Origin of the sequence: Streptomyces abikoensis (assembly GCF_014648775.1) — a bacterium.
GTDB lineage: Bacteria > Actinomycetota > Actinomycetes > Streptomycetales > Streptomycetaceae > Streptomyces > Streptomyces abikoensis.
Map to the genome: position 1 here is coordinate 221,338 of NZ_BMRT01000007.1, position 26,983 is coordinate 248,320.

Below are 26,983 nucleotides of genomic sequence, written 5' to 3' on the forward strand. Positions count from 1 at the left end.
GCCGGTGGTGGCCGGTCAGCGGGCGGCGACGACGGGCGTCCCGTGCTGGGGCGAACCGGCGGCGAAGGTGAACGCGACGCCGAGTTCGGTCAGCGAGCAGTCGCGGACGACGTCGTGGCGGGTCGCGCCGCGCGACCACACGGTGACGGCCCCGGCGAAGCCGGCCCGTCCGGCCGAGGCCATGCCCGCGAGGCTCCAGCGGTGCCCGGGCTCCGCCTTCTCCGGCCCCTGCTCGCCGTCCCGCGCCTGCTCCTGCCCCCGGGAGGCGTCGAGGCGGGCGCCCAGCGCCAGTTCGCCCGCGCCGCGCCGGGCGACGACGACCAGCTCGGCGCTGGCCCGCAGCGGCCCGCAACCGGCCTTGGCCCGCTCCTTGTTGACCTGACGCTCGACCTCCCGCGCGGTCTCGTCCCGCTGATCGGCACCCGAAGTGACGGGAGTGACCGCCGGCGCCGGGGTACGGACGGGGCCGGTGGAGCGGTCGGACGTGGGCGCGGAGGGGGTACGGGCGGGCTCGCGCCCGACGGGCCGGTGGGCGGACGCGGGCGCGGACGTGGCGGTACGGGCCGCCGGGGAGGACGCGGAGGGGGAGGGTGCGGGCGGCGAGGGGAGCTCGGTGCGCAGGGAAGTGAGCGGGAGCACCACGTTCTCCGCACCCCTGCCCTGGTTTCCGTCGCGCGTTCCGCTGCCGTCCGGTGCGGGGGCGAGGTAGCGGTACCCGCCCAGGACGCCGATCGCGACGGTGACGGCCAGGGCGACGGCGGTGACGACCGCGCGAACGCCGGGACGGCGGCGCACGGCCGGGGCGGGCGCCCCCGAGGACGTACCGGGCGCCACCCCTCCCGCCCCACCGGACGAGGCGCCCGGGGCACCGGCCGTGGCGCAGGCGACGGGCTGAGCACCCAACGCGCCCGCGGCGAGACGATCCATCAGGGCGGCGCTCACCGGGACCAGTCCGAGGCCCGCGAGCAGCCCCTCGGCGGGTATGAGGGCGGTCCAGTGGCCGCCGCACTCGGCGCAGCCGCGCGTGTGCCGGGCGATGCGCTTGCGCCACAGCGGGGACGGCGTGCCGTCCCAGATGCCGACGATGCCCGCGAGTTCCGGGCAGCGCGGGGTGGTGGCCAGGGCCCGGACGACGGCCCGGGCGGTCTCCAGCTGGAGCTTGGTGCGCTGGATGCGCACGGCGGTGTGCTGCGGCGTGAGCTCCAGCGCCGCGGCGACCTCGGCCCGGGTCAGCTCGCCCGTCGCCTCCAGCCACCACAGGGACAGCGCGGCCCGCTCGTCGTCGTCGAGCCAGCGGGTGGCCTCGGCGACCTGCCGGCGCTGTCCCTCCAGCCCGAGCCGGAGGATCGTCAGCTCGACGAAGTCGGCGCCGGGATCGGAGAGGTGGCACGCCTCCTGGAGCCCGCCCACGGGGGCGTCCTGCTGTCTGCGCCAGTGGCCGCGGATCCGGTTCACGGCGATCGCGACGAGCCAGGACCGGAAGCGGGAGGCGTCACGCAGCCCGGAGAGACCGCCCACCATCCGGATCATCGTCTCCTGGACCACGTCGTCGACGTCCGCGTGGCCCTTCAGCGCCCTGCCGACGATGTTGTAGACCAGCGGCAGGCAGGCGGCCACGAGTTCGCCCTGCGCACCCGCGTCCCCGGCTCGCGCCGCCTCGACCACTCCGGTCACCCCGGTCACACTCTTCACAGTCACGCCTCGCCACCTCGTTTCCGTCCGCCATTTCTGGCGTTCCGATGCATGGGAGACCTGGGGTAACCGGGGCCATAACGAAAACTGGTCCAACTTTTCGGCCACCACTTCGGCACCGCCCGATCACGGCCCGATCGCGGCGAGAAGGCGTGAAGCGGTCAGGAGAGCCAGTCGGTGTAGCGGGTGGGGGCGAGGTGGGCGTCCTTGTCGGTGAGGACGTCACCCTTGACGACGGCGAACATCCCGGCCGTGGGATCGGTGACGACGGTGCGGTCGTCGCCCTTGCGGGCAAGGGTGATCCGGCCCAGCTCGTCCAGGGTGAAGATCTCGGGCCCGGCGATGTCGCGAATGCCGTTCAGCGGGGTGCCCGCGGCGACTTCCGCGACCGCGGCGGCCACGTCCTTGGCGGCGATCGGCTGGACCGGCGTGGCGGGCAGCCGGACGGTGCCGGCGTCGGCCGTCCAGGACATGACGGCGTCCATGAACTCCATGAACTGCGTCGCCCGGACGATCGAGTAGGGGATCGGCCCGGCCGCGAGGATCTCCTCCTGGAGCGCCTTGGCCCGGTAGTAGTCCAGCTCCGGGACCCGGTCCGTGCCGACGATCGAGAGGATGACGAAGTGGCCGACGCCGCCCTTCCGGGCCTCGGCCAGAAGGTTCTCCATCGAGGTCCGGAAGAAGGCCGGGGAGGCTTCGTCGAAGGTCGGGGAGTTCGTCAGGTTGACGACGACGTCGGCTCCCGCCACCGCCTCGCCCAGTCCCCGGCCGCTGATGACGTCGACTCCACTGGCCTTCGAGTGCGGTACGGCCTCGTGCCCGGCGGAGTTCAGGATCTCGACGACCTGCGATCCGATGAGCCCGGTACCGCCGATGACTGCGAACTTCATGCCATGCCCTTCATCGAGAACGGGTGCGAAACATGGCATATCACCCGTCATGTGGGCATACGAAGAAGCGCACCCCCCTGGGGGGAATCCCCAGGAGGGCGCGTTATCGCACAGTGCCCCCGGGCAGATTCGAACTGCCGACACCCGCTTTAGGAGAGCGGTGCTCTATCCCCTGAGCTACGGAGGCGGGGCGTGAGCGCGTCCGCCGGCGCCCGCGGACACCCCTGGGGGCCGCGCGGCCTGCGAGGACGCTCGACGGACAGGTTAGCGGATCGGCGTGCGGCGGGTCAGTGGGCCATCAGGCGTAGTCGTCCACATCCTCCGCCGGTGGGCGGCGGGTGACCAGGACGCGCCAGTTCCCGGCGCGGTCCTGGCCGAGGACGTCGACGGTGACGCCGGCCGCCGCGCAGCGCTGGCCGGCGCGGTAGGGGGCGTCGGTCAGGGCCGGGCTCACGTTGGGGTCGGTGGTCAGGCAGCCGCGGCTGCCCGGGGTGGCGTCGGAGGCGCGCACGGGGGCGGCGCCCGAGGGCACGTCGGAGGCGACGGTCGTGACGAGGACGCCGGGGCGGCAGACGGCGTGGTCGAGGCGGCCCGGGGCGCGGGCCTCCAGGGTGATCGCGCGGGTCGTGGAGAGGGGGATCACGGCGAGCTTCGGGCCGCCCGGCACCGAGGTGGGGCTCAGGGTCAGCAGCCGACGGCCGGGCCGGGACACGCAGTGGACCTGCGAGGGGGCCAGCCAGCCCAGCTTCCACTTGTGCCAGGCGAGGAAGTCGTTCGAGGGCCCCCAGTCCTCGTCCATGGGGTCCCAGTGACCCACGGGGGTGCGCGGCATCCGGTTCTGGTCGCCCCGGTAGAGGTCGGGGAGGCCGAAGCTGTGAGCGTTCTCGTGGTTGAGGACGCGGTAGGGGCTGTCGCCGGTCTGCCGGCTCCAGATGAAGGACACGTTCCGGATGGGGGCGCCGTTGCGGGAGGTCAGCCCCGTGGCGGCGCCCGCGAAGGTCACCGAGCGGACGTCCTGGACGGCGGGCGGGCCGGCGTTGGGCGCGGCCAGCACGTTGATCAGGTCGTAGCGCCGGAAGTCGACCCGGCCGCCGACGGCGGCAACGATCTCCTTGGTGATCGCGTAGTAGCCGTCGTCCCGGTTGGGGTCGAAGGTCGCGCCGCGCGTGATGCCGTACGAGCGGTACGGGCGGGACATGCGGATCCAGCGCGGCCAGGGCGTGGAGCGGTAGTCGAGCCGGCCGTAGGAGCTGACGCGGTAGTAGTCGGCGACGGCCGGGAAGAACTCGGCGTACCGCTTGCGCGGGGTGATCCTCGCGGGGGCGTCCGGGAAGTCGATGAGGAAGGTGACGGCCCGTACGACGCCGCTGGAGCGGGCGTACCCGCGCGGGGTACGGGCCCCCTCGGAGACGTGCGGGGAGACGGTGCGCAGCGCGCACGGGCCGCCGGGCGGCCGGCCCCCGCCCCGGAGGCCGCCAGCCGGGCGGGCGACGGACGGGCGGGTGACGGACGGGCGGGTGACGGCTGACGGGCGGGCGGCGTCGCCCGCCCGCGCGGGCAGGGGGGCGGTGAGGGCGCCCACCGTGGCCGCCGCGACCAGGATGACCAGGGGTCTCATGCCACCTCGCCTTCAGCCCACGCCTTCGTCCCACGTCTTCATCTCGGCGTCGTCATCTCGTCGTACTCATCACTCACCCTGTGCCCGGTGAGCGGGCCCGCGCGTCCCGGACTGCGGCAGACGGGGAGCGGAATCCCGCCATCCGGGGGTGTGATTCACGCCATACGGCACCCCGAAATATCCGGGGAAGGTCTCCCCGTTTAAGTGAGCGTTCCTGTCAAACGGGGAGTGACTCCCCGCATAGCACTTCTCACGGAAGGAGGGCGCGGCCTTGGCCACAGCCCCGCAGCCCCGCCTGCGCGCCGACGCCCTGCGCAACCGCGAGCGGATCGTCGCGGCAGCCCGCGAAGCCCTCGTCGAGCACGGGGCCGATTCCTCACTCGATGAAATCGCTCGACGTGCCGGGGTCGGCAATGCCACGCTGTACCGGCACTTCGCGGACCGCCGCGAGCTGATTCACCACGTCACCCTCTCCGTCATGGCCCGTATCGCCGACCGGGCGGAGGCGGCGCTAGCGGAGGAGCCCGATGCTTTCCACGCGCTGAGGCGCTTCGTCCACGCCGCGGCGGACGAGCGGATCGGGGCCCTGTGCCCCCTGCTCGCCGAGGGTGTCGACAAGAGCCACCCCGACCACGTCGAGGCCCGCGACCGGCTGGAGAGCCTCATCGAGGCGCTGATGGCCGCCGCCCGCGCGTCCGGTCAGCTCCGCGCCGACATCGGCATCGGCGACCTGATGGTGGCCATCACCCAGCTCACCAGACCGCTGCCCGACACCGGCTGCCACGACTTCGGCCAGTTCGTCCACCGCCACCTCCAGCTGTTCCTGGACGGCCTGATGAACCCGGCCCGGTCGGAACTCCCCGGCGCGCCCGCCACCTTGGCGGACCTGCGCAAGGGGTTCTCCCCGGCAGCGGACCCGTCAACCGGGCCGGCCACAGGCCCGACCACCGGCCCCACCACCGGGAACGCACCCCGCCCGTAGCCCGCGCGGCCCGCGCACCGGACAGGCCCACGAACCACCGCACACCTCACCACCACCGCTAGGTAGGCCCCACCCATGTCAGATCTCCGCACCGAAGCCGATCCGAGGCGCTGGAAAGCGCTGATATTCATCGCCCTGGCCCAGCTGATGGTCGTCCTCGACGCGACCATCGTGAACATCGCGCTGCCCTCCGCCCAGTCCGACCTGGGCATCTCGGACGGCAACCGGCAGTGGGTCATCACCGCCTACGCCCTCGCCTTCGGTGGACTGCTGCTCTTCGGCGGCCGGATCTCCGATCTGTGGGGCCGCAAGCGGGCGTTCGTCGTCGGCCTGATCGGCTTCGCGGCCGCTTCCGCGCTCGGCGGCGCCGCCGTCAACACCGCCATGCTGCTGGGCGCCCGCGCCCTCCAGGGCGTCTTCGGCGCGCTGCTCGCCCCGGCGGCCCTGTCGCTGCTCGCCGTGCTCTTCACCGAGGCGAAGGAGCGCGCCAAGGCGTTCGGCGTCTTCGGTGCCATCGCCGGTGCCGGTGGTGGTGTCGGCCTGATCCTCGGCGGTCTCTTCACCGAATACCTCAACTGGCGCTGGACGTTCTTCGTGAACATCCCCTTCGCCGTCGTCGCCGCCGCCGGCGCGATCTCCGTGATCCGCGAGCCCGCCGAGGGCCGCAACCCCTCGAAGCTGGACATCCCCGGTGTCATCCTGGCCACCCTCGGCCTGGTCTCCCTGGTCTACGGCTTCACGCGCGCCGAGTCCGACGGCTGGTCGGCCGGCGTCACCATCGGCCTGTTCGTCGCCGCCGCCGTGCTGCTGGGCGCGTTCCTGCTCGTCGAGCGCTCGGTGAAGGCCCCGCTGATGCCGCTGCGCGTGCTCACCGACCGCAACCGCGGCGGTGTCTACATCTCCCTGGGCCTGGCCGCCATCGCGATGTTCGGCCTGTTCCTCTTCCTGACGTACTACCTGCAGGTCGTCCGCGGCTACTCGCCGGTCAAGACCGGTCTGTCGTTCCTGCCGATGATCGCCATGATGATCACCGGTTCCACGCAGATCGGCACCCGCCTGATGACCCGCGTCCCGGCGCGCTGGCTGATGGCCCCCGGCTTCCTGCTCGCGGCGGCCGGCATGGTGCTGCTCACCCAGATCGACCTGGACACCTCCTACGCGGCGGTGATCCTGCCCGGCCTGATGATGATGGGCCTCGGCATGGGCACGGCCTTCATGCCCGCCATGAGCCTGGCCACCCACGGCGTGCAGCCGCGTGACGCGGGTGTCGCCTCGGCGATGGTCAACACCTCGCAGCAGGTCGGCGGCGCCATCGGCACCGCGCTGCTCAACACCATCGCGGCCAGCGCCACCACGGACTACTTCAAGTCCCACATGGCCGGTGCCGCGAACCCGAAGATCCTCACCTTCCAGTCGATGGTGCACGGCTACTCCACCGCCGTGTGGTGGGCGGTCGGCATCCTGTCGCTGTCCGCGCTGGTCGCCCTCGTCTTCGTCAACGCCAACCCGGGCGGCGGCCGCGCCGCCTCCTCCACGGACGGCGAGACGGCCGAGGACGCGATCCCGGTGATGGCCCACTGAGGCCGTAGCGGTACGTACGCGAAGGGCCCCCGCCGAATCGGTCGGCAGGGGCCCTTCGCGCTTTTCGACGGGCTTCAGGTCACCGCACGCACAACGGCTTCAGGTCACCGCAGCCAGGGCAGGTCCGCGCCCTCCGGCTGGAGCCCGGCGGCGATGATCCCGCACACCTCGCCGAACTTGGCCACCTGCTCGGGCGTCAGCCGGTCGAAGACCGCGCCCCGGACCGCCTCCACGTGCCCCGGCGCGGACCGCCGCAACATCTCGAAGCCGGCGTCGGTCAGCACGGCCAGTTGCCCGCGCTTGTCCGACGGGCACTCCTCGCGCCGCACCCAGCCGCTCTTCTCCAGCCGGGCGATCGCGTGCGAGAGCCGGGACCGGGTGATCTTCGCGCTCTGCGCCAGCTCGGTCATCCGCATCCGGCGCCGGGGCGACTCCGAGAGCTTGACGAGCAGGCCGTAGTAGACGTGCGGCATGCCCGCGTCGCGCTGCAGCTGCCGGTCGAGGTAGTCCTCCAGCAGCGTGGAGGCGTGCTGGTAGGCCCGCCAGGCCTCCTGCTCGGCGGAGGTGAGCCAGCGGGGCTCGGCGACGGCGGCGTCGTCCGGGCCCTCCGGGGGTCGGTTCGTCATGACATCCACTGTTTCACTCGCGGGTTCCCTCCGGTACGACGACCAGCCATTGCTTGAAGCTTAAATAATAAAGTTGTAAGGTCGGGGATGGTAGGTGTTTTAGAGTTCAAGCAAATCGGAGGCTGTCATGTCGGCACCGGCACCCGGGCGCATGCCCGCCCTCTACCTCTCCCACGGCGCGCCGCCCCTCGCGGACGACCCCATATGGCCCGGCCAGCTCGCCGCCTGGGCCAGGGACCTGCCCCGGCCCACGGCGATCCTGATGGTCTCCGCCCACTGGGAGGAGGCCCCCCTCGCGCTGGCCGCCACCGAGACCGTGCCGCTCGTCTACGACTTCTGGGGCTTCCCCGAGCACTACTACCGCGTCCGCTACGCGGCACCGGGCGCCCCGGCCCTCGCGGACCGGGTCCGCCGCACCCTGCGGGGCGCCGGTACGCCCGTGGCGGACCTGCCCGACCGGGGGCTGGACCACGGCGCGTACGTCCCGCTCGTCGAGATGTACCCCGACGCGGACGTCCCCGTCCTCCAGATGTCCCTGCCCACCCTGAACCCCACGCGGCTGCTGGAGATCGGCCGACGGCTCGCGCCGCTGCGCGACGAGGGCGTCCTGATCGTCGGCAGCGGCTTCTTCACCCACAACCTCGCCGCCCTCCGCCACGCCGGCTCCGGCCCGCCCGGCTGGTCGGCGGAGTTCGACGCGTGGGGCCGCGAGGCCCTGGCGGCCGAGGACGTCGACGCGCTCCTCGACTTCGAGCACCAGGCCCCGGCCGGCCGGCTCGCCCACCCCCGCACCGAGCACTTCGCGCCGCTGTTCGTGGCGATGGGCGCGGCGGGCGACGACTTCGGTGCCCAACGCCATGTCATCGACGGCTTCTGGGGCGGGCTGGCGAAGCGATCGGTGCAGTTCGGCTGAGGCGACGGGGCGCGATCGACCCGACCGGACCGGGCACAGGATGTCGGGTCCGGCAGGGTGGTCCCTTCCTAACGTGAGTGATCGAAAGGGAAGGAGTCCGGGATGGTGCTGGAACGGCTGAACCAGGCGCTGGAGCACATCGAGTCGCACCTCGACCAGCCGATCGACGTGGCCGACCTCGCGCGCATCGCGGTGACATCGGAGTACCACCTCCGCCGACTGTTCTCCGCGCTGGCGGGCGTCCCGCTGTCGGAGTACATCCGCCGCAGGCGCCTGACCGTCGCGGGCGCCGAGGTGCTCGCCGGCGAACGGACGCTGCTGGACGTCGCGACGCGCTACGGCTACGGCTCGGGGGAAGCCTTCGCCCGCGCGTTCCGCGCCCTCCACGGCGTGGGTCCGGGCGAGGCCCGGCGAACCGGCGCGGCGCTGAGCGCCCAGCCCCGGATGTCCTTCCGCCTCGTCGTCGAAGGGAACAGCAGTATGCGATACCGGATTGTGGAGAAGGACGAGTTCCGCGTGGCCGGAAAGAAGGCCCGCGTCCCGCTCGTGTACGAAGGGGTCAACCCGGCGATAGCCGAGTTCGTCCGGGGCATCGGGAAGGACGAGCTGGGCCGCATCGCCACGCTCTCCGACCAGGACCCGTCGGGGATCGTCGCGGTGAGCGTCCTGGACGACCCGAGCCGCGCGGAGGGCAGCGAACTCGACTACTACCACGGCGTGGTGACGGGCGCGGAGGACGTTCCCGTCGACCTGGACGTCCTCGCCGTCCCGGCCGGCACGTGGGCCGTCTTCGAGAACTCCGGCCCGTTCCCGCAGGCGCTCCAGCACCTGTGGCGCGACGTGTTCACGCAGTGGTTCCCCTCGAACCCGTACGAGAGCCGTCCCGGCCCGGAGATCCTCCGGGTGCGCCCGTCGGAGGACGGGACGCACGCGGACGCGGAGCTGTGGATCCCGGTGGGGCGGGCCTAGTACCTAGTACAGGGACTCGCCCATCGGCGAACCGTCCCCGATGACGAAGGCGCGGATCGACGCCAGATACGCGTCACGGCCGACCCGGCCGTCGCCGTCGGTGTCGAGTGCGTCGAACGCGGCGGCGGCGTTCCCCGGCGGGTTGTTGAGCGCGGTGCGCAGCGCCGTGAACTCGGCCTTGTCCAGGGCGCCGTCGCCGTCGGTGTCGGCGAGGTCGAACAGCGAGCCGAGCACGGGCCGGCAGACGTTGTCGAACGTTCCGGCACCCGCCCACGCGTCGTATTCGTCGAACGTCAGCTTCCCGTCGCCGTCCGCGTCCATCTCCGCCCAGACCTTCCGGCCCTCGGCACGGGCGACGACGACGAGCGGATCGTCCTCCGTGCGGCCGGCGGCCCGGACTGTCCGGTCGACCCGGGAGAGGTATTCCCGCGCCGAGACGACCCCGTCGCCGTCCGCGTCCATCATGGCGAAGACGCGCCTGCGCGCGGCGGTGGCGGCGGTGGCGGTCGTACGGCTCACAGGGATCCCCTTCTGCTCGACGAGGGTTCGTCCGTCGCTTCCTACCCGGCGCGCTGCTGGGGCCATGCGCCGGGCGGGGGCAGCAGCGCGCGCGACGGCGCGCCCAGCGGGGCACGCGCGGGTGGTGCGCTTCGGGACGCCTGGGCAGCGGATGCACCTCCGGGTAGCCAAGGTCCGATATTTCCGCACAGGACGTCCTGGAGGGCATGTGTTCGGTAAGCGCGGCATGGCGGTGGCGCTGGGTTCCCTGCTGCTCGTGGGCTCGACGGTGGTGTGGGCGCCGGCCGGCCAGGCAGGAACGGGCGAGGGAGAGGGCCGGGGCGTCACCTGCACGGGCAGCGGCGAGAGCCGCTACGCCCCGCCGCTCACACTCGTTCCCCAACCCACCCATGTCCACGGGGACATCACCTACACCTGCACCGTCGCCCCCGGCCACACCGTCCCGGCCACCGGCTCCTCCGACTCGGACCTGCCGGAAGCGGTCTGCGTCGCGGTGTCCGGTGGGAGCGGCGTGGAAACCGTCCGCTACGCCGACGGCCGCCGGTCCCTGATCGTCTACGACAACGCCACGACCGTCCGTACGGCGGGCGTCCTGCTCCTCGAACAGTCGGGCCACGTCGTGGAAGGCCGCGGCAAGGGACACCCCGTCCGGCGAACCGTCGCGGGGCCACCCCGCGAACTCCCCACGGACTGCCTCACGTCCGGCCTCCGGGGCTGGAGCAACGGGGTTCAGCTGGAGATCCAGCCGTAGGCGGCCGGGGCCGCCCGCCGGGGGCGGGTCGCCTCAGCCGGCGGCCCCGAACCCCCCGGCCCGGAGGCCGGCGAGGAACGCCGACCAGGCGCCCACCGCGAAAATCAGCGACGAGCCGGTTAAGTTCTTGCTGTCGCGGGTTGCCACCGCCCCCTGCCAGACTGCGATCTCGAAACACTGGCCGTTCCCGCTGCTGTAGGAACTCTTGCGCCATATGCCGTCGGGAGTCATCGCTCGGCCCACTACCGCCACCTCTTCTCTCACTGCGTTTCCTTGGCCAGTGCGGCGATCAAATTCGATGTTTCGTCAGGGCTAAGCGCCACCGCACGCAGGTTGTCGAAGATCGCGCCGTACCGCCGAATGTCCGCCTCGGCTTCGAGGAAGAGGTCTCCAGCCATGCTGTCGATGTAGACGATCTCAGGGTCTTCGGCCTCGGGAAAGCTCATGAGCACGAAGGAGCCAGGCATCCCGGCATGCGCGCCAGCGCCGAACGGGATGACCTGGAGCGTCATGTGCGGCTCCCTGGTCGCTGCCGTCAAGTGCTGCAACTGCTTGTGCATGACATCGCGGCCACCCACCATGCGCCGCAGGGCCGCCTCATCCATGATTGCCCAGAGGTGCAGCGGGTCGTTTTTGACAAGCACCGCCTGCCGCTCCACCCGAGCCTGAACTCGCTGCTCGATTTCCCTGGCACTCGCCATCGGCAATACGCCCTTGATCACGGCACGCGCATAGTCCTCGGTCTGCAACAGACCTGGGACGAATAGGGATTCGTAGTTTCGCACTGCACGCGCCTCAGCCTCGAAGCTGATGTAAGCAGTGTATTCCTCGGGGAGTTCGCTGTGATACGGGCGCAGCCAACCCTGCGCACTCGCGCCTTGCGACAGAGCCAGAACCTCATCTCGCTGCGGCTCGCGCACGCCGTACAGGTCGAGAAGCGCGACCAAGGTCCGCCGCTGCGGCCGGACACGTGCGGTCTCGATCCGGTAGAGCGTCGCCGTGTTGATGCCCGTCTGTTCGGTGACGTCCTCCCTGGTCAAGTCGGCACCAGCGCGCAGCCGTCGGAGTTCGGCGGCCAGACGCCGGAGGCGGACCGTCGGCATCTGCCGCTTCGTAGGCATGCCCTCCACCTTTCATCTGCACAGGAGGCACGGCGATTCTGTCCGCCAACACCCCCCACCTGCAAGGCAAGTTCGCACATGCACTCTATGCATTCTCACGCCTTGCACACGCATAGTCGGCGGGTGCATTCTAATCCCGCGATCGCTCGGCGCGACGACACCGTCACGCAGAGGTGATCTTGGTGTGTGGCGTACCCAAAAGGGAGAACCCCCGCGACCGTGCGACCGGTCCGGGGGCGTGGCCAACGCTAGAGAGGAGCGTCAGCAATGCATGACCTTATCCGCCGGTGGCTCGCGTGGGCGAGGGCGGTTTTCCGTACGAACAACTCCCGCGCAGGCGGCGACCGTACGTGCCCCGCCTGCGCGGGGCTCGTGGCGCCGAAGTCCGAGACCCCGCCCGTCGGCGACGCGTCGTACTGGGTGTGGATCACCGCGCACGGCATCGACCTCCGCCCCCGCGTGCCGCACCACGACACGGAGGCGGTCCGATGACCGCCGCCGACGGCGACGCGCTGCGCGCGAAGGTGGCCGATACCAATCACCAGAGTCGGCAGCGGCTCTCCGCCAGCGGAAATCCCCCCGAACCGCCGACCCCTCGTTGCGAAACGTGCCGGGACATCAAGCGCCGCCGCGCCGCCGCCCTGCGCGTCGACGACCGTCAGGAAGCCGCGCGGATGACGGCCGCGATGGGGGTCCACCAGCGCCGGGCCCACTGACAAGCGCGCCCGGCACGGGCACCGGCATCCTCCCTCAGCTCAGCAGCCCCGGAGGGTGCCGGACCCCGGTGAGGTGGGCGTAGACCACCACGTTGCCCAGGTACTCGTCCGCCTCCGCCGAGAAGCCGCCGCCGCAGGTGATCACGCGGAGCTCCGCCCGCCCGTGGCCCGGAGGGCCGACCGTCCCGTAGACCTTCTCGGAGGGGAAGTCCGCCCGGTCGTAGACCTCGATCGCGTCGATGGTGAAGACGGCTGTGAGGGCGTCGGAGCGGGCCACCTCCACCGTGTCGCCCTTCTTCAGCGCGCCGAGGTTGTAGAAGACGGCCGGGCCGTTGGCCAGGTCGACGTGACCGGCGACGACGGCGGTGCCGGCGGCGCCGGGCGGTGTGCCGTCCGCGTACCAGCCGGCGAGGTTGCCGTCGTCCTCGGGCGGGCTCGCGAGCGTGCCGTCGGGGCCGAGGCCGAGGGGGGTCATGGGCGCGTCGACCTGGATACCGGGGATGCGGACGCGCGTGGGCTGGGCCCGCGGCAGGGGCGGTACGGCGTGGTCGTCGCGGCGCGGGCCGAGCAGCGGCTCCCCGGGGGTGGGGAACGCCTGGGCCCGGGACGGCTGCGGGGGCGGCCGCTGGTCCTTCGCCCCGTGTTCGATCAGCCAGCTGCCCACCAGCAGCGCCACCGCCAGGACGACGGCGAGCACGGTCTTGTGGCGCGAGCGATGCGAGTGATGTGGATGACGTGAGCGACGCGAGTCGCGTGACCCGTACGAAGGCGCGCTCCGCAGGTACGCGTTCGCCCACCGCACCACGCCGCCGCCCGTGCCGGGGGCCGGGTCCCCGGCCCCCGGGCGCAGCGCGCGCGTCCGGGGGCCCAGGGGCGGTCCGGCCGGCACCGGGAGCGGTCCTCGGTCCGGTCAGGCCTGGTCGGGCCGGTCGCCGCCGCCGCGGCGCCGCAGGAACCAGACGCCGACGACGGCCGACGTGCCCAGGACGGCCGCGCCGGCGATGACCTCGGCGGTGCCGGAGTCGTCGCTGGTGCCGCCCACGCCGGTCTTCATGCCGCCCTTCGGGGTCATGGGCGACATGCTCGGCGCGGCGGTGGGCGAGCTCTTCATGCCCGCGCCCGCCTTGACGACCACGTCGCCGGTGGCCTCCTTGCCGTTGGCGCACTTGGCGCCGATCCCGTAGGTGCCGGGTTTCGCCGACTTCGGGACCATGAACTGGCCGACCACGGTCTCCTTGGTCGTGCCCGGCTTGAGCTCGAACGACGCCGGGCCGCCCACGGCGCTGGCGTCACCCGTGCCCTTGCCGTCGGGACCGCAGGCGGTGGTGTTCACCGTGACCGTGGCGCCCGGCTGGACGGTGCCCGGGGTGACCTCCAGCTTCCCGAAGTGATCGGCGGCGAGCGCGGGGGCGGCGGCCGTCCCCAGCGCGGCTATGGTCAGCGCGGCCCCGGCGAGCACTCGTGCGTTACGCATGCTTCCTCCGTGAGCGCGGGCGCGGCACGCCGATGTGCCGCAGCGGGAGTCGGATTTCCGCGCTCCTCTCTGCCGAGGGAAACCGGGCCGGCGGGGGCCCGCACCCGGCGGGACGGGCCGCCGGAGGCCCGGGGCGGCCCGGGATACGGCCGTATGGGCAGGTCACCCCGGGGGCGCGAGATCATCCGGACGGCCTCCCCGCCGAGACTGCGAACGGGTGACCGAGAGAACACTCCCGGTCACCCGTTCGAGGTCACAGCCGGCGCGGTGCCGGGGCTAGCGCGCCAGGTCGTCCGGGCAGCCCGTGCCGCGCGGCAGCTTGTACTTGGCCACGATCCGGTACGTGCCGGCGTGCGGGGCACGCAGCAGGGTCCAGTCGTCCTCCGGCTGGCCCGCGCGGGCGTCCTGGACCTGCTTGGCCAGACAGCCGTTGACGTTGACCGGCGGCTCGCCGCCCGGCCCGGCCTTGGGCGGCTGGATGTCCTTGCCCTGCGCGTCCACCAGGCCCAGCCACGGCGAGTACGGGACGCGGATCAGCACCGGGCCCGGCTTGCCCACCGTGACCGTCAGCCCCTCGGCGTCCGAGCGGTCCACCACGGCGGGCGGGTCGGCGAGCGGCGTGGGGTCCTTCACGGCGAAGACGCGCCAGTTCTCGTCGGACCACACCTCGCGCAGATACGGCTGGCCGCGCTGGACGAGCTTGGCCTCCTCGACGGCCGCGTTGTCCGGCTCGTCCTTGGGCAGCACCACGTAGGCCACGGCCCAGCGGCTGAGCCAGGCGCGGTAGCTGTCCGGGGTGAGCATGCCCTCCTCATAGAAGAGCGGGTTCCGCTTGAGGTCCGCCTGCCGGTTCCAGCCGCGCGCGAGATTGACGTACGGGGCCAGGGCCGATGCCTCGCGGTGGCTGCGGGCCGGGACGACCTCGACGCGACCGCCCGCCGCGTCCAGCTTCTGGAGCTGGTCGACGAGGGGGGCGAGCTCACGGGCCCAGGAGGCGGCGGGGGTGGTGTGCACTATGTCGCTGATGGAGTTGGCGAGCTGCCAGCCGGTGAGGGTCAGCACGCCGCACACGGTCGCGAGCCAGACCTTGCCGCGCCGCAGCAGCTCGGCTCTCGGCGGCACCTCCATCCCGGTCAGCGCGGCGACCAGCACCACACCACCGAAGATCATCCCGAGCCGCGAGATGTTCGTGCCGATCTGCGAGGGGATCAGCCAGACCAGCAGCACACCCAGCACGTAGAGCGACGAGACGGCCCGCACCGTGCGCCAGGACGAGGGGGTCATGAAGACGCCGAAGAGCCCGGCGAGCAGCGGCAGGATCGCCGAGGCGAAGGCCATCGGCTGCTGCCCGGAGAACGGGAACAGCCACGCCGACAGCGCCACCACCACCACCGGGGTCACCCCCAGCGCGTACGCCGCCGGCCGGCGCCGGCTCAGCCACAGCGCCGCCGCCACGATGCCGACGAACAGACCGGCCACCGGGCTCGACGCCGTCGCCAGCCCCGCCATCGTCCCGGCCAGCGCGGCCCGGCCCCAGCGGTAGCGGCCCGTGGCGCGCCAGCGCGCCGGCCAGGCGAAGATCGCGGCCACCGCCGCCAGCCCGAACATCGCACCGAGCCCGAAGGTCACCCGGCCCGATATGGCGTTGCACATCAGCGCGAACGTGCCGTAGAGCGCCGGCCACAGCGGCCGGCGCACGACCCGGCTGCGGACCAGCAGCAGCGCGATCAGGCCGGAGGCGACCGTGCCCGCGATCATCATCGTGGTGCGGACACCGATCGCGGCCATGATGTAGGGCGAGATCACGCTGTACGACACCGGGTGCATCCCGCCGTACCAGGCGAGGTTGTACGCCGAGGCCGGATGCTGCAGCGCGAACTCCGCCCACGCGTCCTGCGCGGCGAGGTCGCCGCCGCTGTTGGCGAAAATGCAGATCCAGAGGATGTGCAGCGCCGCGGCCACGAAGAGGGTGATCCCGACCGTCCCGGTGAGGGCCGCGTACCGCCCGCCCTTGCGGTGGTGCGGGACGACGGCCCACGACGGGCGCCGCCAGCCGGCCCCACGGGTCACGGCGGTACGTCCCGTCACGGGTGTGCCGGTGTCACCGGTCTCGTCCGGTGCTCCCGGGCGCTCCGGACGTGCGAGCCGTTCCGGTCGTTCCGGCTGCTCCGGGTCTCTGGGCCGCGCCGGCCCCACGGTGGTCACTGCGGCTCTCCCCGTCTTCCCCCTGCGGTCTTCTCCCCCATCTTCACGCATGCTCCGGCTGTGACGAGCAAACCCTGGCGACGCTAGCACGCGTCGTCGGGCCGCCCCGCCCATCGCGGCGACCGCGAAAGCGGCCCCCGGTCCGCACCCACTCGTACGGACCAGGAGCCGCCACGGCCGGGCCGGCCGGCCTCAGCCCAGGCGGGTCAGCTTGGCGCCGAAGGAGGGCTCGGCCAGGGCCGTCTTCAGCACGACCGGGACCTTCACCGCGTCGGGGCCGCTGCCCACGACCAGCTCGCCGACCTCCGTACCGGCCTTCGCCGAGTGCGGGATCTTCCGGCCGACGTCGGACAGCGCGAACTTCGTGTCGAAACCGGCCCAGCCGACGGCCACGACGTCCTTGGTGGCGACGATGGGCGTCTGCCCGCCGAGACCGTCGTCGACGTGGCCGACGACGTCGCCCTTCTTCACCACGGTGACCGTCTTCAGAGCGTTCTGGATCGACGTGAGCTGCTCGTAGCTCTTGTTCTTGACCTTGGTGAGGCTGTTGGCGGCGTCGGGGTCCAGACCCTTGAAGTGCTGGTCCATGGTGGCGCCGACGATCAGGTACTCCTTGCCGTCGAGCACCCGCCGCGCCGCCCACATCAGCGCACCGCCGGCCGCGGTGCTGGAACCCGTCTTGATGCCGAGCACACCGGTGCCCTTCACCAGCAGGGAGTCGTTGTTGTTGTTGATGTGCGGGCCGCCGGGGATGTCGGCGTTGGGCTGCTGGGTGATCTCCCGGACGACCGGGTTCTTGATCATCACCTCGGCGAGCTTCACCTGGTCCACGGCCGTGCTCTTGGTCGTCGCCGTCAGACCGCTGGGGTCGGTGTAGGTGGTGTTGGTCATGCCGAGTTCCTTGGCGGCGTCGTTCATCTTCTTGACGAACGCCTCCTCGGAACCATTGGTGTCCCACCGGGCGAGCAGGCGGGCGATGTTGTTGCCCGACGGGATGAGCAGCATGCGGAGCATGTCGTACTCGGAGAACTCCTGCCCCGCCTTGACCTTCGCCGTCGACTCGCCCTCGGCGTTGGACTCCTTCTCCGCCGCCTCGTCGGCCATGATCTTGTTGCTGGTCTTGTCCCCCTTCTGCAGGGGGTGGTCCTTCAGGATCACGTAGGCGGTCATGACCTTGGCGACGCTGGCCGTCGGCACGGGCTTCTGCGGGCCGAACGTGCCCACGTCACCGGCGCCCACGACCTTGGCCGCGGACTGACCCTCGTCCGGCCAGACGAAGGGCGCCTTGCCGCCCTCGAAGGTGAACGACTTCTGCGCGCCGAGGGAGAGCTTCGGGTCGGGCAGCGGCCGGAAGGACTGCACGACCACGAAGATGATCCCGAGCAGCACGACGAGCGGCGTCCAGATCTTGACGCGCCGGACGGCCATCCGCACGGGCGTCTCCGGCGGCGGCGGGGTGTTCGTCAGCTGGGCGAGCAGGTCGAGCGGCGCGGCCGGCTCCGCGGGCGCGGCCGGGGCGGCGGGACGGCCCGGGGGCGGCGGGACCTTGGACTTCCCGGGCTCGGGCTTGGCCGACTCGGGCTGCGGCTTCGCGGGCTGCGGCTTCGCCGGGGCCGGGGCGGCCTTGGCGGCCTGCTTGGCGGGCGCGGCCTCGTCGTCCTTCTTCAGCGGGACGAACTGGCTCTTGCGCTCGCCACCGGGCGTCGGCTGCGGGGTGGGGGCCTTCATCAGCTCGGTCGGCTGGTCGCCGTTGTCGAGCTTGGGGGCACCGGCGTCGGCCTTCGGCGCGTCCGCCTTGGGGCGCACGGTACGGAAGACGGCGGTCGCCTGGTCGGCGGCGGGCTCGTCCTTGCCGCCCTTGCCGTCCTTCTCGCCGTCGGCGGCGGGCTTCTTCGCCCCGGGGGCGGCGGTGTCGGCCTTCGGGCGCACGGCGCCGAAGACGGCCGTGGCCTGGTCGACGCCGTCCTTGCCGTCCTTGCCGTCCTTGCCGTTCTTTTCCTCGTCGGCATCGGTGGCGGAGGGCTTCGGGCGCACGGTGCGGAAGACGGCCGTCGCCTGGTCGGCGGCGGGCTCGCCGTCCTTCTCGTCCTTGGCAGCGGGCTTCTTCGCCTCGGGGGCCGCGTCGCCGCTGTTTTCGTCCGCCTTCGGGCGCACCGTGTGGAAAACGGCCGTCGCCTGGTCGGCGCCGGACTCGTCCTTCGCCGTGCGCGCCGCTTCTGCCGGGGCGTCAGCGGCCGTACCGGCAGGGGCGTCCGCGGTGGCGTCGGCTCGGTCGGCCGACGGCTTCTCACCTGCGGCGTCGTCCTCGGCACCGGCCTCCGGAGCGTCCTCTTCCGCGCTCGCCACCCAGGCGGCGACGGCGGCCTTCAGCCGGGCGTCACGCTTGACACCGCCGTTCCCGGCGGGCTCAGCCGGCTCAACGGGCTTCGCGGAATCGGCCGTGTCGGCCTCGCGGCCCTGACGGTCCTTATCCGAATCCGAACCCGATGAATCCGATGAATCCGACCCGCCGGACTTGCCGTCCGTACGGTCCTCGGTCGTATCCGTGCCGGCCCGGAAGACTCCGAGCCGGGGGTCGCGTTCGCTGCCGGTCGTACCAGTGGTGCCAGTCGTCTCCCCCGACGACTTCCGCTGCTCCGACTTGCCGGGGGACTCGCCCGCCACCGATGCCTCCTCGAATTCCGCGCCGTACACCGAGGCGGGACGACAAGTGTCCCGCTGCCCGGATCCTCTCAACGTCTATCAGTGTCCTCTGCCGCCGTCGCGTCAGGGCACAGCTAGCGGGTCAGAGAGCGGTGTCCGCCTTCACCCACGTGCAAGACGAGACGACATACCTACCGGTTCCCACCCGAAGTCACCACGCGCTCTCGACAGACCAATGTGAGAGGGGTCACCCTGTCACTCATCCACGCGGGGAGGCATGGATGGGCAGGAGCCGCAGAACAATTCCGGAGGAGCTTCTGCTGCTCGCCCTGGACCCGGCCACGGGTACCACGGCGCAGCCGCAGTCGCTCGACCTCGGTCTCGCCGGAGCGCAGCTCGTGGAGCTGGCTCTGGCCGGACGGATAGCCCCAGACGGGGATCGTATCGCCGTGGTGCACCCACGGCCGACTGGTGATCCGACCCTGGACACCGCGCTCGAGCTGTTGCGCCGCCGCGGCAGCCCGGTGCGCGCCGTCCACTGGATCGGCGGGCCCCGGCTGGGGCTGCGTCAGACGTATCTCACGCATCTGGAACGGTGCGGCATGGTGCATGCCGTGGCGGGCCAGATGTGCGGGGTGCTGCCGACCACGCGCTATCAGGCGACGGACACGGCGATCAACCGGGAGATCAGGGCCCGGTTGGACAGCGCGATCCGCACCGGCGTCCCGCCGGACCCGCGGACCGCCGCGCTCGCCGCCCTGGCCCACGCGGTCGGCCTGGGCAAGCACCTCTACCCGGGCAACGAGGGCCGTTCCTCACGGTCCCGGTTGCGCGATCTCATCCGGCACGACCCGATGGGCGGGCTCGTCGCGCACGCCGTGATGGACGTGCAGAACGGGGTCGGTGCGCAGCCGCGCCGGGCGCCGGCCGCGGCCGGCGCGACGGGTGGCGGCGGTTCGGGCCGGCGTGCCGCCGTGCGGGCGCCGGTCGAGCCGGCGGCGGTCGGCACGGGCCGGACGACCGCGCATCGAGGTGGGGTCATGGCCCGCGCGGGCGCCTCGTGAAACGGTTCCGCAGCCGCTGACCGCGGTCGTACGACCGCGAGCACGACCCTACGCACCAACCCACGCATCACCCTTGGCACGACCCCACGCATCACCTTTGGCACCACCTCACGCACCAACCCACGCACCACTTCCGCTCCACCGACCGCACCGGGGTCCATCTGACCCGGTCCGGGAGCCGCAGCAGCGCGGGGCGGCGGGCCGTACCGCCCGAGCACGGTGGTACGGCCCGCCGCCCCGCGTGCGCGTACGCGCGCCCGGGCGCGCGCGGTCGTAGGGGGTCGCGCGGTCATGCGTAGTAACGACTACGTCACGCGCATCCGCATCAGGGTCACCACAAGCGGACACGGTGTAAGCATTTCCCAGCGCCGCCCCGGCCGGTGGTGGCAGGCTGCCGGAGCAGGAGACAGCAGCATGACGGAGCCGGAGGTGCGTCCCGTGGCGTCCAGTGTCAACCCCACCGTAAGGCGGCGCCGATTGGGGCAGGAGCTACGCAAGCTCCGTGAGCTCAAGGGCATGACCGCCGAGGAGGTGGCCGAGCGGCTCCTGGTCTCGCAGTCGAAGATCAGCCGACTGGAGAACGGCCGCCGCAGCATCAGTCAGCGCGATGTCCGCGATCTGTGCGGCGTGTACGGAGTCGAGGACCACCGCATCGTCGATTCGCTGATGCAGATGGCGAAGGAGTCACGACAGCAAGGCTGGTGGCATGCCTTCGGCGACATCCCGTACAGCGTCTACATCGGACTCGAGACCGACGCGGCGTCGCTGCGCGTCTACGAGGCGTCGCTCGTCCCCGGGTTGCTCCAGACGCCCAACTACGCCAACGCCGTGACCGAGGGCTCGTGGCCGGAGGCCACCGCCGCGGACGTCGAGCGGCGCGTACAGGTGCGGATGCGCCGTCAGGAACGGATCACCGACCCGGAGAACCCGCTGCGCCTGTGGGCGGTCATCGACGAGTCCGCGCTGCGCAGGATCGTCGGCAGCGGCGCCATCATGCGCGAACAGATGGAACACCTCGTGGAGTTCAGCCTCCAGCCGCACATCACCGTGCAGGTGCTGCCCTACGCGGTGGGCGCGCACCCGGGCATGTACGGGAAGTTCTCCATCCTCGAGTTCCACGATCCGCAGGACGCGAGCACGGTCTACCTCGAGGGCATCACCAGCGATCTGTACCTGGAGAAGCCCAACGACGTCCAGGCGTACAGCGTGATGTACGAGCATTTGCGGATGCAGGCGCTCAACGCCGAGGACTCACGGCGGTTCATCCTCCAGGTCGCGGAGGACTGGGCGGTCGAGGGGCAAAAAGAGGAGCCCGGCCAGTAGCCGTGGGATGCGAGGGGCGGGACCGTACACCCCTTCCCGCCATGGAGGAAGGGGTGATGGATATATGCCATCCGGTCGAGTGAACGGGCCGTTCATCAGGTGATGTTGGCGCGTAACGTCGATCGCGTCGGGACACCGGCCCCACCGGTCCGGCCAGTGGGTTCCCGGCCGTCTTCCGGCCGGCACCCGGGCGATTCCCGGCCGAACCAGGCAGCACTCATAGGCATCGGAGCAATTCATGGCGATTCAGCAGGGAAAGACCACGTGGCGGAAGTCCTCCTACTCGCTGGCCCACGGCGACTGCGTCGAGGTCGCCTCCCCGCTCGTGCGGTCCATCGCGGTCCGTGACTCGAAGGACCCGCAGGGCCCCGCCCTCGCCTTCTCCTCGGAGTCCTGGTCCGCGTTCGTGACGGTCGTCGGCGACAGCGCGCAGTCCCTCTGACCGACCGCGTTGAACGCGGATCACCCGGCACAGCGACGTAAAACCGCCGTATCGATATTTCCGCAGAGAGCCCTCTTGGCGCCTGGCATCCCGTCCCGGCCGAGAGGGCTCCGCCACGTCCGGATCCACCTCCTACGCGGCCATCTCCTACGCGCGGGGGTACCGCGCCAGCCAGGCCGCCGACGAGACGGTGCCGGGCGGGCCGTGCAGCGCGGGCCCCTGGGTGAGCTCCATGGCGAAGTCGTCGGCGAGTTCGAGGATCGTGCCCCGGCCCTCCAGCTCCGCCACCCACCCGGCCGGCAGCGCGGTCTCCCCGTGTACGGCACCCAGCAGATTGCCGCAGATCGACCCCGTGGAGTCCGAGTCCCCGCCGTGGTTGACCGCCAGCAGCAGGCCGTGGCGGACGTCCTCGGCGACCAGCGCGCAGTACAGCCCCATCGCCAGGGCCTCCTCGGCCACCCACCCCTCGCCCAGCGACTGGAGCCGCTCGGCCGACGGCGGCCCCTGCCGCACGGCGGCCAGGGCGCCCCGCAGCGCCGCGGTGGTCTCCTCGTGGCCCGGCCGGGCGGCCAGCAGCTCCAGGGCCCGCAGGGCGGCGGCCTCCAGCGGCTCGCCCCGCACCGCGCCATGGACGATGACGGCGAAGGCGGCCGCCGAGAGCCGGCCGGTGGGGTGGCCGTGGGTCTGCGCCGCGCACTCGTCGGCCAGCTGGAGGACGAGGCCGGGCGCCCAGTCCGCCAGCAGCCCGAACGGCGCGGAGCGCATCACCGCGCCACAGCCCTTGGAGCCCGGGTTCTTGGGCGCCGCCAGGGTGCCCATCCGGTGGTCGGCGAGGCCGGAGAGGCACGCCCCGCCGGGGGCCCGGCGGGCGTAGAGCCACTCCTGCCCGGCGAGCCAGCCCGCGTCCCGCACCCGCTCGTCGGGGCCCCAGCCCTCCTGCGTGGCGGCCCAGCGCAGGTGCGCGCGGTGGACGTCGGCCGGCGGGTGCCAGGCCCCGGTGTCCCGGCGGACGTGGGCCCTGATCAGCCCCTCCACCGTGAAGAGCGTCATCTGGGTGTCGTCGGTGACTGCGCCGCGCCGGCCGTAGGCCGGGACGTAGTCGGTCACGCCCGCGGGGCCGTGCGCGGCGCGGATCGCCTCCAGGGAGTCGAACTCGATGCCCGCGCCCAGCGCGTCCCCGATCGCCCCGCCGAGCAGGCAGCCGCGCACCCGGGAGCGGAAGTCCTGCTGTTCGGCCCGGCCCCGGGGCAGCGGCCCGGGGGCTCCGGCGGTGCCCGTCGCGGCGGTCGTGGTCACGTGTCCGGCCTCCTGGACGGGAGAGGTGCGAGCGGGCCGCGGGCCCGTTCGCCGGGCCCGCGTCGATCGGTACAGCGCCGTGTCGCCACAGGGCTGTGTCGGCAAAGCGCTGTGTCGGCACAGCACTGTAGTGCGCCGAGGCCGGCCCGGCGTCCGGGACACCGGGCCGGCGGCGATTACGCGCCAGGCCCCTTGGCCGGGCGCACCGTGTTCATGATCTTGTCGATCTGGGCCTCGGTGAGCGCGTCCGGAACGCCCTGGTCTGCGTAGATGACCCAGCCGTGGAAGGTGCCGTCGGGCATCTTCTGGGCGATGGACTTCACGATCGCGGTGGGCGGCACGCACGGGCTCGGGCGGTTGGTGACGGTGACCTTGGCGGTCGCCGTCCAGCCGTCGATGCCGTTGTGCTTCCACTCCTTCTCGTCGGTGAACTCCAGCTTGGGCTTGTGGTCCTTGCCGCCGTAGGCCATGAAGCCCCAGTTGCCCGCCCAGTTCTTGGCGTTCGTCTTGAGGTCGCCGTCCTTGCCGCCGCCGGTGGTGCCGACGGTGGCGAGCTGGCCCTGGCCGGCCTCGCCGACGGCGTCGGGGTTGGGCTGCGAGGAGCAGCCGCCCTCCTTGTAGTTGGACGTACCGGTCATCACGACGACCGGCTTGCCGTCCTCGGTGTACGAGATGGCCGTGTCCGTCGGGAAGACCTTCCACTTGTCGGCCTTGCCCGGCACGTCGTACTGGAAGTAGTGGTCCGCGCGGGTCTGCGTCTGCCAGCCGGGGACGGTGGGCTGCTGGGCGGACGGGTCGGCGGAGGCGGCGCCGTCCGCCGGCTTGTCCGACTGCTGGCCGGGCGCGGCCGGGGCCTGCGACTGGGCCTGGCCGGCCTGGGCCTTGCCGTTCTTCTTGTCGTCGTCACCGCCGCTGCCGGCGCTGAGGGCGAACGCGCCGCCGCCGATGACGGCGAGGGCCACGACGCCGCCGATGACGGCCATCAGCGTCTTGTTGCTCTTGCCCGACTGCGCGCCCTGCCCGGCCTGGCCCTGGGGGGCGTGCGGCTGCGGCGGCCACGGCTGCTGCTGACCCATCGGCTGCGGGGCCATCGGCTGGTGGCCCATCGGCGCCGGGGGCATACCGGGCGGCGGAGCCATGCCGGGGCCGGGCACCGGGCCGGGAGCGCCGGGGCCCTGGGCACCGGGGACGGGCCCCGGGGCGGGCGGCGGGGGCGGCGGGACCGCGCCCGGGGCGCCGCCCTGCGCCGGGCCGGGCGGCGGCGGCACGGCGGGCTGGGAGATCATCGTGGGCTGGGCGTGCCCGTCGCCGTCCGGACCCCACGTGGGCGGCGGGCCGAAGCCGCCCTGCGGCGACGTCGAGGGGTTCTGCGGCTGCTCAGGCTGCTGCGGCTGCTGGGGGTTCTGGGGCCAAGACATGCGGGACACCCTATGCGGGGACTGTCGTCGGCCGGTCGGCGGTCGGCGACAGATCCGCAACACTTGTACGAACGAAGATCAAACGACCATCACTCCTCGCCGGGGCCGGACGCCGGAAGAACGTCCAGTACCGGGAGCAGTGTGGGCAGATGACCGTCCGAGGAGAGGGCGGCCTCCTGCCGCTCCTTGGGCACCTCGCCGTAGAGCGTCGTGCGGGGCCGCGCGGGGCGCCCGGCGGCGTCGGCTATCGCGACGAGGTCCTGGATGGAGCGGTACGAGCCGTACGAGGAGCCGGCCATCCGGGAGATGGTCTCCTCCATCAGGGTGCCGCCGAGGTCGTTGGCGCCCGAGCGGAGCATCTCCGCCGCACCGTCCGCGCCCAGCTTGACCCAGCTCGTCTGGATGTTGGGGATATGGGGGTGGAGCAGCAGCCGGGCCATCGCGGTGACCGCGCGGTTGTCCCGCATGGTCGGGCCGGGCCGGGCGATGCCCGCGAGATAGACGGGGGCGTTGGTGTGGATGAAGGGGAGGGTGACGAATTCGGTGAAACCGTCGACGCCCTTGTCGAGCGCGGACCGCTGGATCTCGGCGAGCAGCCGGAAGTGGCCCAGCCAGTGCCGGGGCTGGTCCACGTGCCCGTACATCATCGTGGAGGACGAGCGGATGCCCAGCTCGTGTGCCGTCTTGATGACCTCGACCCAGGTGGCGGTGGGGAGCTTGCCCTTGGTGAGGACCCAGCGGACCTCGTCGTCCAGGATCTCGGCGGCGGTGCCGGGGATGGAGTCGAGCCCGGCCTCCTTGGCGGCGGTCAGCCATTCCCGGATGGACATGCCCGTGCGCGTCGCGCCGTTGACGACCTCCATCGGCGAGAAGGCGTGGACGTGCATCCCGGGCACCCGCTCCTTCACCGCGCGGGCGATGTCGAAGTAGGCCGTGCCGGGCAGGTCGGGGTGGATGCCGCCCTGCATGCACACCTCGACCGCGCCCACGTCCCACGCCTGCGCGGCGCGGTCGGCGACCTGGGTGAGCGAGAGGGTGTAGGCGTCGGCGTCGGTGCGCCGCTGGGCGAAGGCGCAGAAACGGCAGCCGGTGTAGCAGACGTTGGTGAAGTTGATGTTCCGCGTGACGATGTAGGTGACCTCGTCCCCCACGACGTCGCGACGGAGGTCGTCGGCGACGCGGCAGAGGGCGTCCAGGGCGGGGCCGTCGGCGTGGAGCAGGGCGAGCGCCTGGTCGTCCGTCAGCCCGGTCGGGTCGGCGGCGGCCTGGCGCAGTGCTTCGCGGACGTCGCCGTCGATGCGCTCGGGCGCCATGCCGGGGGCGGCGGCCTCGCGGAGGGCGTCCCAGTCGCCGTAGACGTCGTCGAAGTCCTCGCGGCGGTCGGAGGTGCGGCCCTCGGTGTCGATGGCGCGGTGGAGGTCCGTACGGCCGGAGGCGGTGAAGACCTCTTCGGGTTCCTGCCAGGGGATGCCCTTGACCTCGGCGTTCTCGTCGGCCAGGCCGGTCTCGGGGTCGGCCAGGGCGCGGACGTGGGGCAGGATGCGGGGGTCCAGCCAGGGCTCGCCGCGCTGGACGAACTCCGGGTAGACGGCGAGGCGTTCCCTGAGGCGGAAGCCGGCGGCGGCCGAGCGCTCGGCGAGCTCCTCGATGGCGGGCCAGGGGCGCTCGGGGTTGACGTGGTCGGGGGTGACCGGGGAGACGCCGCCCCAGTCGTCGATGCCGGCGCCGATGAGACGGGCGTACTCGTCGTCCACCAGGTTGGGCGGGGCCTGGAGGCAGCCGGAGGGGCCCATGATGAGCCGGGCGACGGCGACGGTGGCGACGAGGTCGTCGAGGGTGGCGTCCGGCATGCGGCGCATGGCCGTGTCCGACTTGGCGCGGAAGTTCTGGATGATGAGTTCCTGGATGCCGTGGTAGGCGCGGGAGATCCGGCGCAGGGCGAACAGGGACTCGGCGCGCTCCTCGGGCGTCTCCCCGATGCCGATCAGCAGGCCGCTGGTGAGGGGGACGGAGCTGCGGCCCGCGTCCTCCAGGTGGCGCAGCCGGACGGCGGGTTCCTTGTCGGGCGAGCCGTGGTGCGGCATGCCCGGCTCGCTCCACAGCCGCTGGGCGGTGGTCTCCAGCATCAGGCCCATGGAGGGGGACACCGGCTTGAGGCGCTGGAAGTCCGTCCAGGTCATGACGCCCGGGTTGAGGTGGGGCAGCAGGCCCGTCTCCTCCAGGATGCGGATGGAGACGGCGCGGACGTAGGCGATGGTGTCGTCGTAGCCGTGGGCGTCGAGCCACTCGCGGGCCTCGGGCCAGCGGTCCTCCGGCTTGTCGCCGAGGGTGATCAGCGCTTCCTTGCACCCGAGTTCGGCGCCGCGCCGGGCGATTGCCAGCACCTCGTCCGGCGACATGAACATGCCCTCACCCGCGCGGCGGAGCTTGCCGGGGACGGTGGCGAAGGTGCAGTAGTGGCAGCGGTCGCGGCAGAGCCGGGTGAGCGGGATGAAGACGCTCTTGGAGTAGGTGATGACACCGGGCCGGCCGGCGGCCTCCAGGCCCGCGTCCCGCACCCGGGCGGCGGAGGCGCACAGGTCTTCCAGATCGGCGCCGCGCGCCCGGAGCAGCACGGCGGCCTCGGTGACGTCCAGCGCGACACCGTCGCGGGCGCGTTTGAGCGCGCGCCGCATGGCGTTGGCGGTCGGGGCGACCGGGGTGTTCGGCTGTTCGGGACGCGGTGCGCTCGAAGTCATTG

The 26,983-nt window shown here is 72.3% G+C and carries 24 protein-coding genes and 1 tRNA gene; 10 read left to right on the forward strand and 15 right to left on the reverse strand.

Annotated features, from left to right (window positions below; genetic code table 11):
* Positions 1–15: 15 nt before the first annotated feature.
* The 4 genes from IE096_RS22630 to IE096_RS22645 form a co-directional block, all read right to left on the reverse strand.
* Positions 16–1,698, reverse strand: a complete 1,683-nt coding sequence (locus IE096_RS22630; RefSeq protein WP_189454596.1) for a sigma-70 family RNA polymerase sigma factor — start codon at positions 1,696–1,698, stop codon at positions 16–18.
* Between the two features lie 155 nt (positions 1,699–1,853).
* Positions 1,854–2,582: an SDR family oxidoreductase gene (locus IE096_RS22635; protein WP_189454598.1), complete on the reverse strand. Its 729-nt coding sequence runs from the start codon at positions 2,580–2,582 to the stop codon at positions 1,854–1,856.
* Positions 2,583–2,696: 114 nt separating this feature from the next.
* A tRNA-Arg gene (locus IE096_RS22640) sits at positions 2,697–2,769 on the reverse strand.
* Between the two features lie 111 nt (positions 2,770–2,880).
* Entirely contained in the window at positions 2,881–4,200 is a 1,320-nt protein-coding gene (locus IE096_RS22645) for a M6 family metalloprotease domain-containing protein (RefSeq protein ID WP_189454600.1), read from the reverse strand.
* Between the two features lie 271 nt (positions 4,201–4,471).
* Between IE096_RS22645 and IE096_RS22650 the strand changes: the two genes are divergently transcribed.
* Both IE096_RS22650 and IE096_RS22655 read left to right on the forward strand, forming a co-directional pair.
* Positions 4,472–5,182 carry a TetR/AcrR family transcriptional regulator gene (locus IE096_RS22650; protein WP_189454602.1) on the forward strand — a complete coding sequence of 237 codons (711 nt, stop codon included), beginning with the start codon at positions 4,472–4,474 and terminating at the stop codon, positions 5,180–5,182.
* A gap of 75 nt (positions 5,183–5,257) precedes the next feature.
* On the forward strand, positions 5,258–6,763 hold the full coding sequence (locus IE096_RS22655; protein ID WP_189454604.1) for an MFS transporter: 1,506 nt from the start codon (positions 5,258–5,260) through the stop codon (positions 6,761–6,763).
* A 104-nt stretch (positions 6,764–6,867) separates the two neighbouring features.
* Here the strand turns inward: IE096_RS22655 and IE096_RS22660 are convergent, their stop codons facing one another.
* Positions 6,868–7,389: a MarR family winged helix-turn-helix transcriptional regulator gene (locus IE096_RS22660; protein WP_189454606.1), complete on the reverse strand. Its 522-nt coding sequence runs from the start codon at positions 7,387–7,389 to the stop codon at positions 6,868–6,870.
* A 127-nt stretch (positions 7,390–7,516) separates the two neighbouring features.
* On the opposite strand from IE096_RS22660, the gene IE096_RS22665 reads away from it, so the two are divergent.
* Both IE096_RS22665 and IE096_RS22670 read left to right on the forward strand, forming a co-directional pair.
* Complete coding sequence (locus tag IE096_RS22665) at positions 7,517–8,302, forward strand: dioxygenase family protein (protein WP_229820521.1); 786 nt, start codon at positions 7,517–7,519, stop codon at positions 8,300–8,302.
* 105 nt (positions 8,303–8,407) lie between these two features.
* Positions 8,408–9,271, forward strand: a complete 864-nt coding sequence (locus IE096_RS22670) for an AraC family transcriptional regulator (protein WP_189454797.1) — start codon at positions 8,408–8,410, stop codon at positions 9,269–9,271.
* 3 nt (positions 9,272–9,274) lie between these two features.
* Here IE096_RS22670 and IE096_RS22675 read toward each other — a convergent pair whose 3' ends face one another.
* On the reverse strand, positions 9,275–9,790 hold the full coding sequence (locus tag IE096_RS22675) for an EF-hand domain-containing protein (RefSeq protein ID WP_189454608.1): 516 nt from the start codon (positions 9,788–9,790) through the stop codon (positions 9,275–9,277).
* 208 nt (positions 9,791–9,998) lie between these two features.
* Between IE096_RS22675 and IE096_RS22680 the strand changes: the two genes are divergently transcribed.
* Positions 9,999–10,541, forward strand: a complete 543-nt coding sequence (locus tag IE096_RS22680) for a hypothetical protein (protein ID WP_189454610.1) — start codon at positions 9,999–10,001, stop codon at positions 10,539–10,541.
* A 33-nt stretch (positions 10,542–10,574) separates the two neighbouring features.
* Here IE096_RS22680 and IE096_RS22685 read toward each other — a convergent pair whose 3' ends face one another.
* Positions 10,575–10,805 (reverse strand): DUF397 domain-containing protein, encoded by a 231-nt coding sequence (locus IE096_RS22685; protein ID WP_308430373.1) that lies wholly within the window; start codon positions 10,803–10,805, stop codon positions 10,575–10,577.
* Positions 10,802–11,662, reverse strand: coding sequence for a helix-turn-helix domain-containing protein (locus IE096_RS22690; protein ID WP_189454612.1), 861 nt, complete (start codon positions 11,660–11,662; stop codon positions 10,802–10,804). Before IE096_RS22690 ends, IE096_RS22685 begins: the two co-directional genes overlap by 4 nt.
* Positions 11,663–11,929: 267 nt before the next feature.
* On the opposite strand from IE096_RS22690, the gene IE096_RS22695 reads away from it, so the two are divergent.
* Both IE096_RS22695 and IE096_RS22700 read left to right on the forward strand, forming a co-directional pair.
* Positions 11,930–12,154, forward strand: a complete 225-nt coding sequence (locus tag IE096_RS22695; RefSeq protein ID WP_189454614.1) for a hypothetical protein — start codon at positions 11,930–11,932, stop codon at positions 12,152–12,154.
* Positions 12,151–12,378, forward strand: a complete 228-nt coding sequence (locus IE096_RS22700) for a hypothetical protein (protein ID WP_189454616.1) — start codon at positions 12,151–12,153, stop codon at positions 12,376–12,378. Before IE096_RS22695 ends, IE096_RS22700 begins: the two co-directional genes overlap by 4 nt.
* Before the next feature lie 34 nt (positions 12,379–12,412).
* Here the strand turns inward: IE096_RS22700 and IE096_RS22705 are convergent, their stop codons facing one another.
* From IE096_RS22705 to IE096_RS22720, 4 genes are all read right to left on the reverse strand, one after another.
* On the reverse strand, positions 12,413–13,075 hold the full coding sequence (locus IE096_RS22705; RefSeq protein WP_189454618.1) for a class F sortase: 663 nt from the start codon (positions 13,073–13,075) through the stop codon (positions 12,413–12,415).
* Between the two features lie 213 nt (positions 13,076–13,288).
* The gene (locus IE096_RS22710) at positions 13,289–13,852 is read right to left on the reverse strand and encodes a GVDTG sorting domain-containing protein (protein WP_189454620.1); all 564 of its coding nucleotides are present in this window, start codon (positions 13,850–13,852) and stop codon (positions 13,289–13,291) included.
* Between the two features lie 276 nt (positions 13,853–14,128).
* Entirely contained in the window at positions 14,129–16,108 is a 1,980-nt protein-coding gene (locus IE096_RS22715; RefSeq protein WP_373298192.1) for a glycosyltransferase family 87 protein, read from the reverse strand.
* Positions 16,109–16,249: 141 nt separating this feature from the next.
* On the reverse strand, positions 16,250–18,721 hold the full coding sequence (locus IE096_RS22720) for a D-alanyl-D-alanine carboxypeptidase family protein (RefSeq protein WP_189454622.1): 2,472 nt from the start codon (positions 18,719–18,721) through the stop codon (positions 16,250–16,252).
* A gap of 260 nt (positions 18,722–18,981) precedes the next feature.
* Here IE096_RS22720 and IE096_RS22725 point away from each other — a divergent pair, with 260 nt between their 5' ends.
* The 3 genes from IE096_RS22725 (at position 18,982) to IE096_RS22735 (ending at position 21,529) form a co-directional block, all read left to right on the forward strand.
* Positions 18,982–19,764, forward strand: coding sequence for a GOLPH3/VPS74 family protein (locus IE096_RS22725; protein ID WP_189454624.1), 783 nt, complete (start codon positions 18,982–18,984; stop codon positions 19,762–19,764).
* A gap of 438 nt (positions 19,765–20,202) precedes the next feature.
* A complete protein-coding gene (locus tag IE096_RS22730; RefSeq protein WP_189454625.1) occupies positions 20,203–21,087 on the forward strand; it encodes a helix-turn-helix domain-containing protein in 885 nt (294 codons plus the stop codon).
* Positions 21,088–21,325: 238 nt separating this feature from the next.
* A complete protein-coding gene (locus tag IE096_RS22735; RefSeq protein WP_126914603.1) occupies positions 21,326–21,529 on the forward strand; it encodes a DUF397 domain-containing protein in 204 nt (67 codons plus the stop codon).
* A 147-nt stretch (positions 21,530–21,676) separates the two neighbouring features.
* On the opposite strand, the gene IE096_RS22740 is transcribed toward IE096_RS22735, so the two are convergent.
* The 3 genes from IE096_RS22740 to IE096_RS22750 all read right to left on the reverse strand — a co-directional run bounded on the left by IE096_RS22740 (position 21,677) and on the right by IE096_RS22750 (position 26,981).
* Entirely contained in the window at positions 21,677–22,825 is a 1,149-nt protein-coding gene (locus IE096_RS22740; RefSeq protein ID WP_229820523.1) for an ADP-ribosylglycohydrolase family protein, read from the reverse strand.
* 176 nt (positions 22,826–23,001) lie between these two features.
* Positions 23,002–24,243: a DUF8017 domain-containing protein gene (locus tag IE096_RS31570; protein ID WP_229820525.1), complete on the reverse strand. Its 1,242-nt coding sequence runs from the start codon at positions 24,241–24,243 to the stop codon at positions 23,002–23,004.
* A gap of 89 nt (positions 24,244–24,332) precedes the next feature.
* Complete coding sequence (locus IE096_RS22750) at positions 24,333–26,981, reverse strand: bifunctional FO biosynthesis protein CofGH (protein WP_189454627.1); 2,649 nt, start codon at positions 26,979–26,981, stop codon at positions 24,333–24,335.
* Positions 26,982–26,983: the final 2 nt, after the last annotated feature.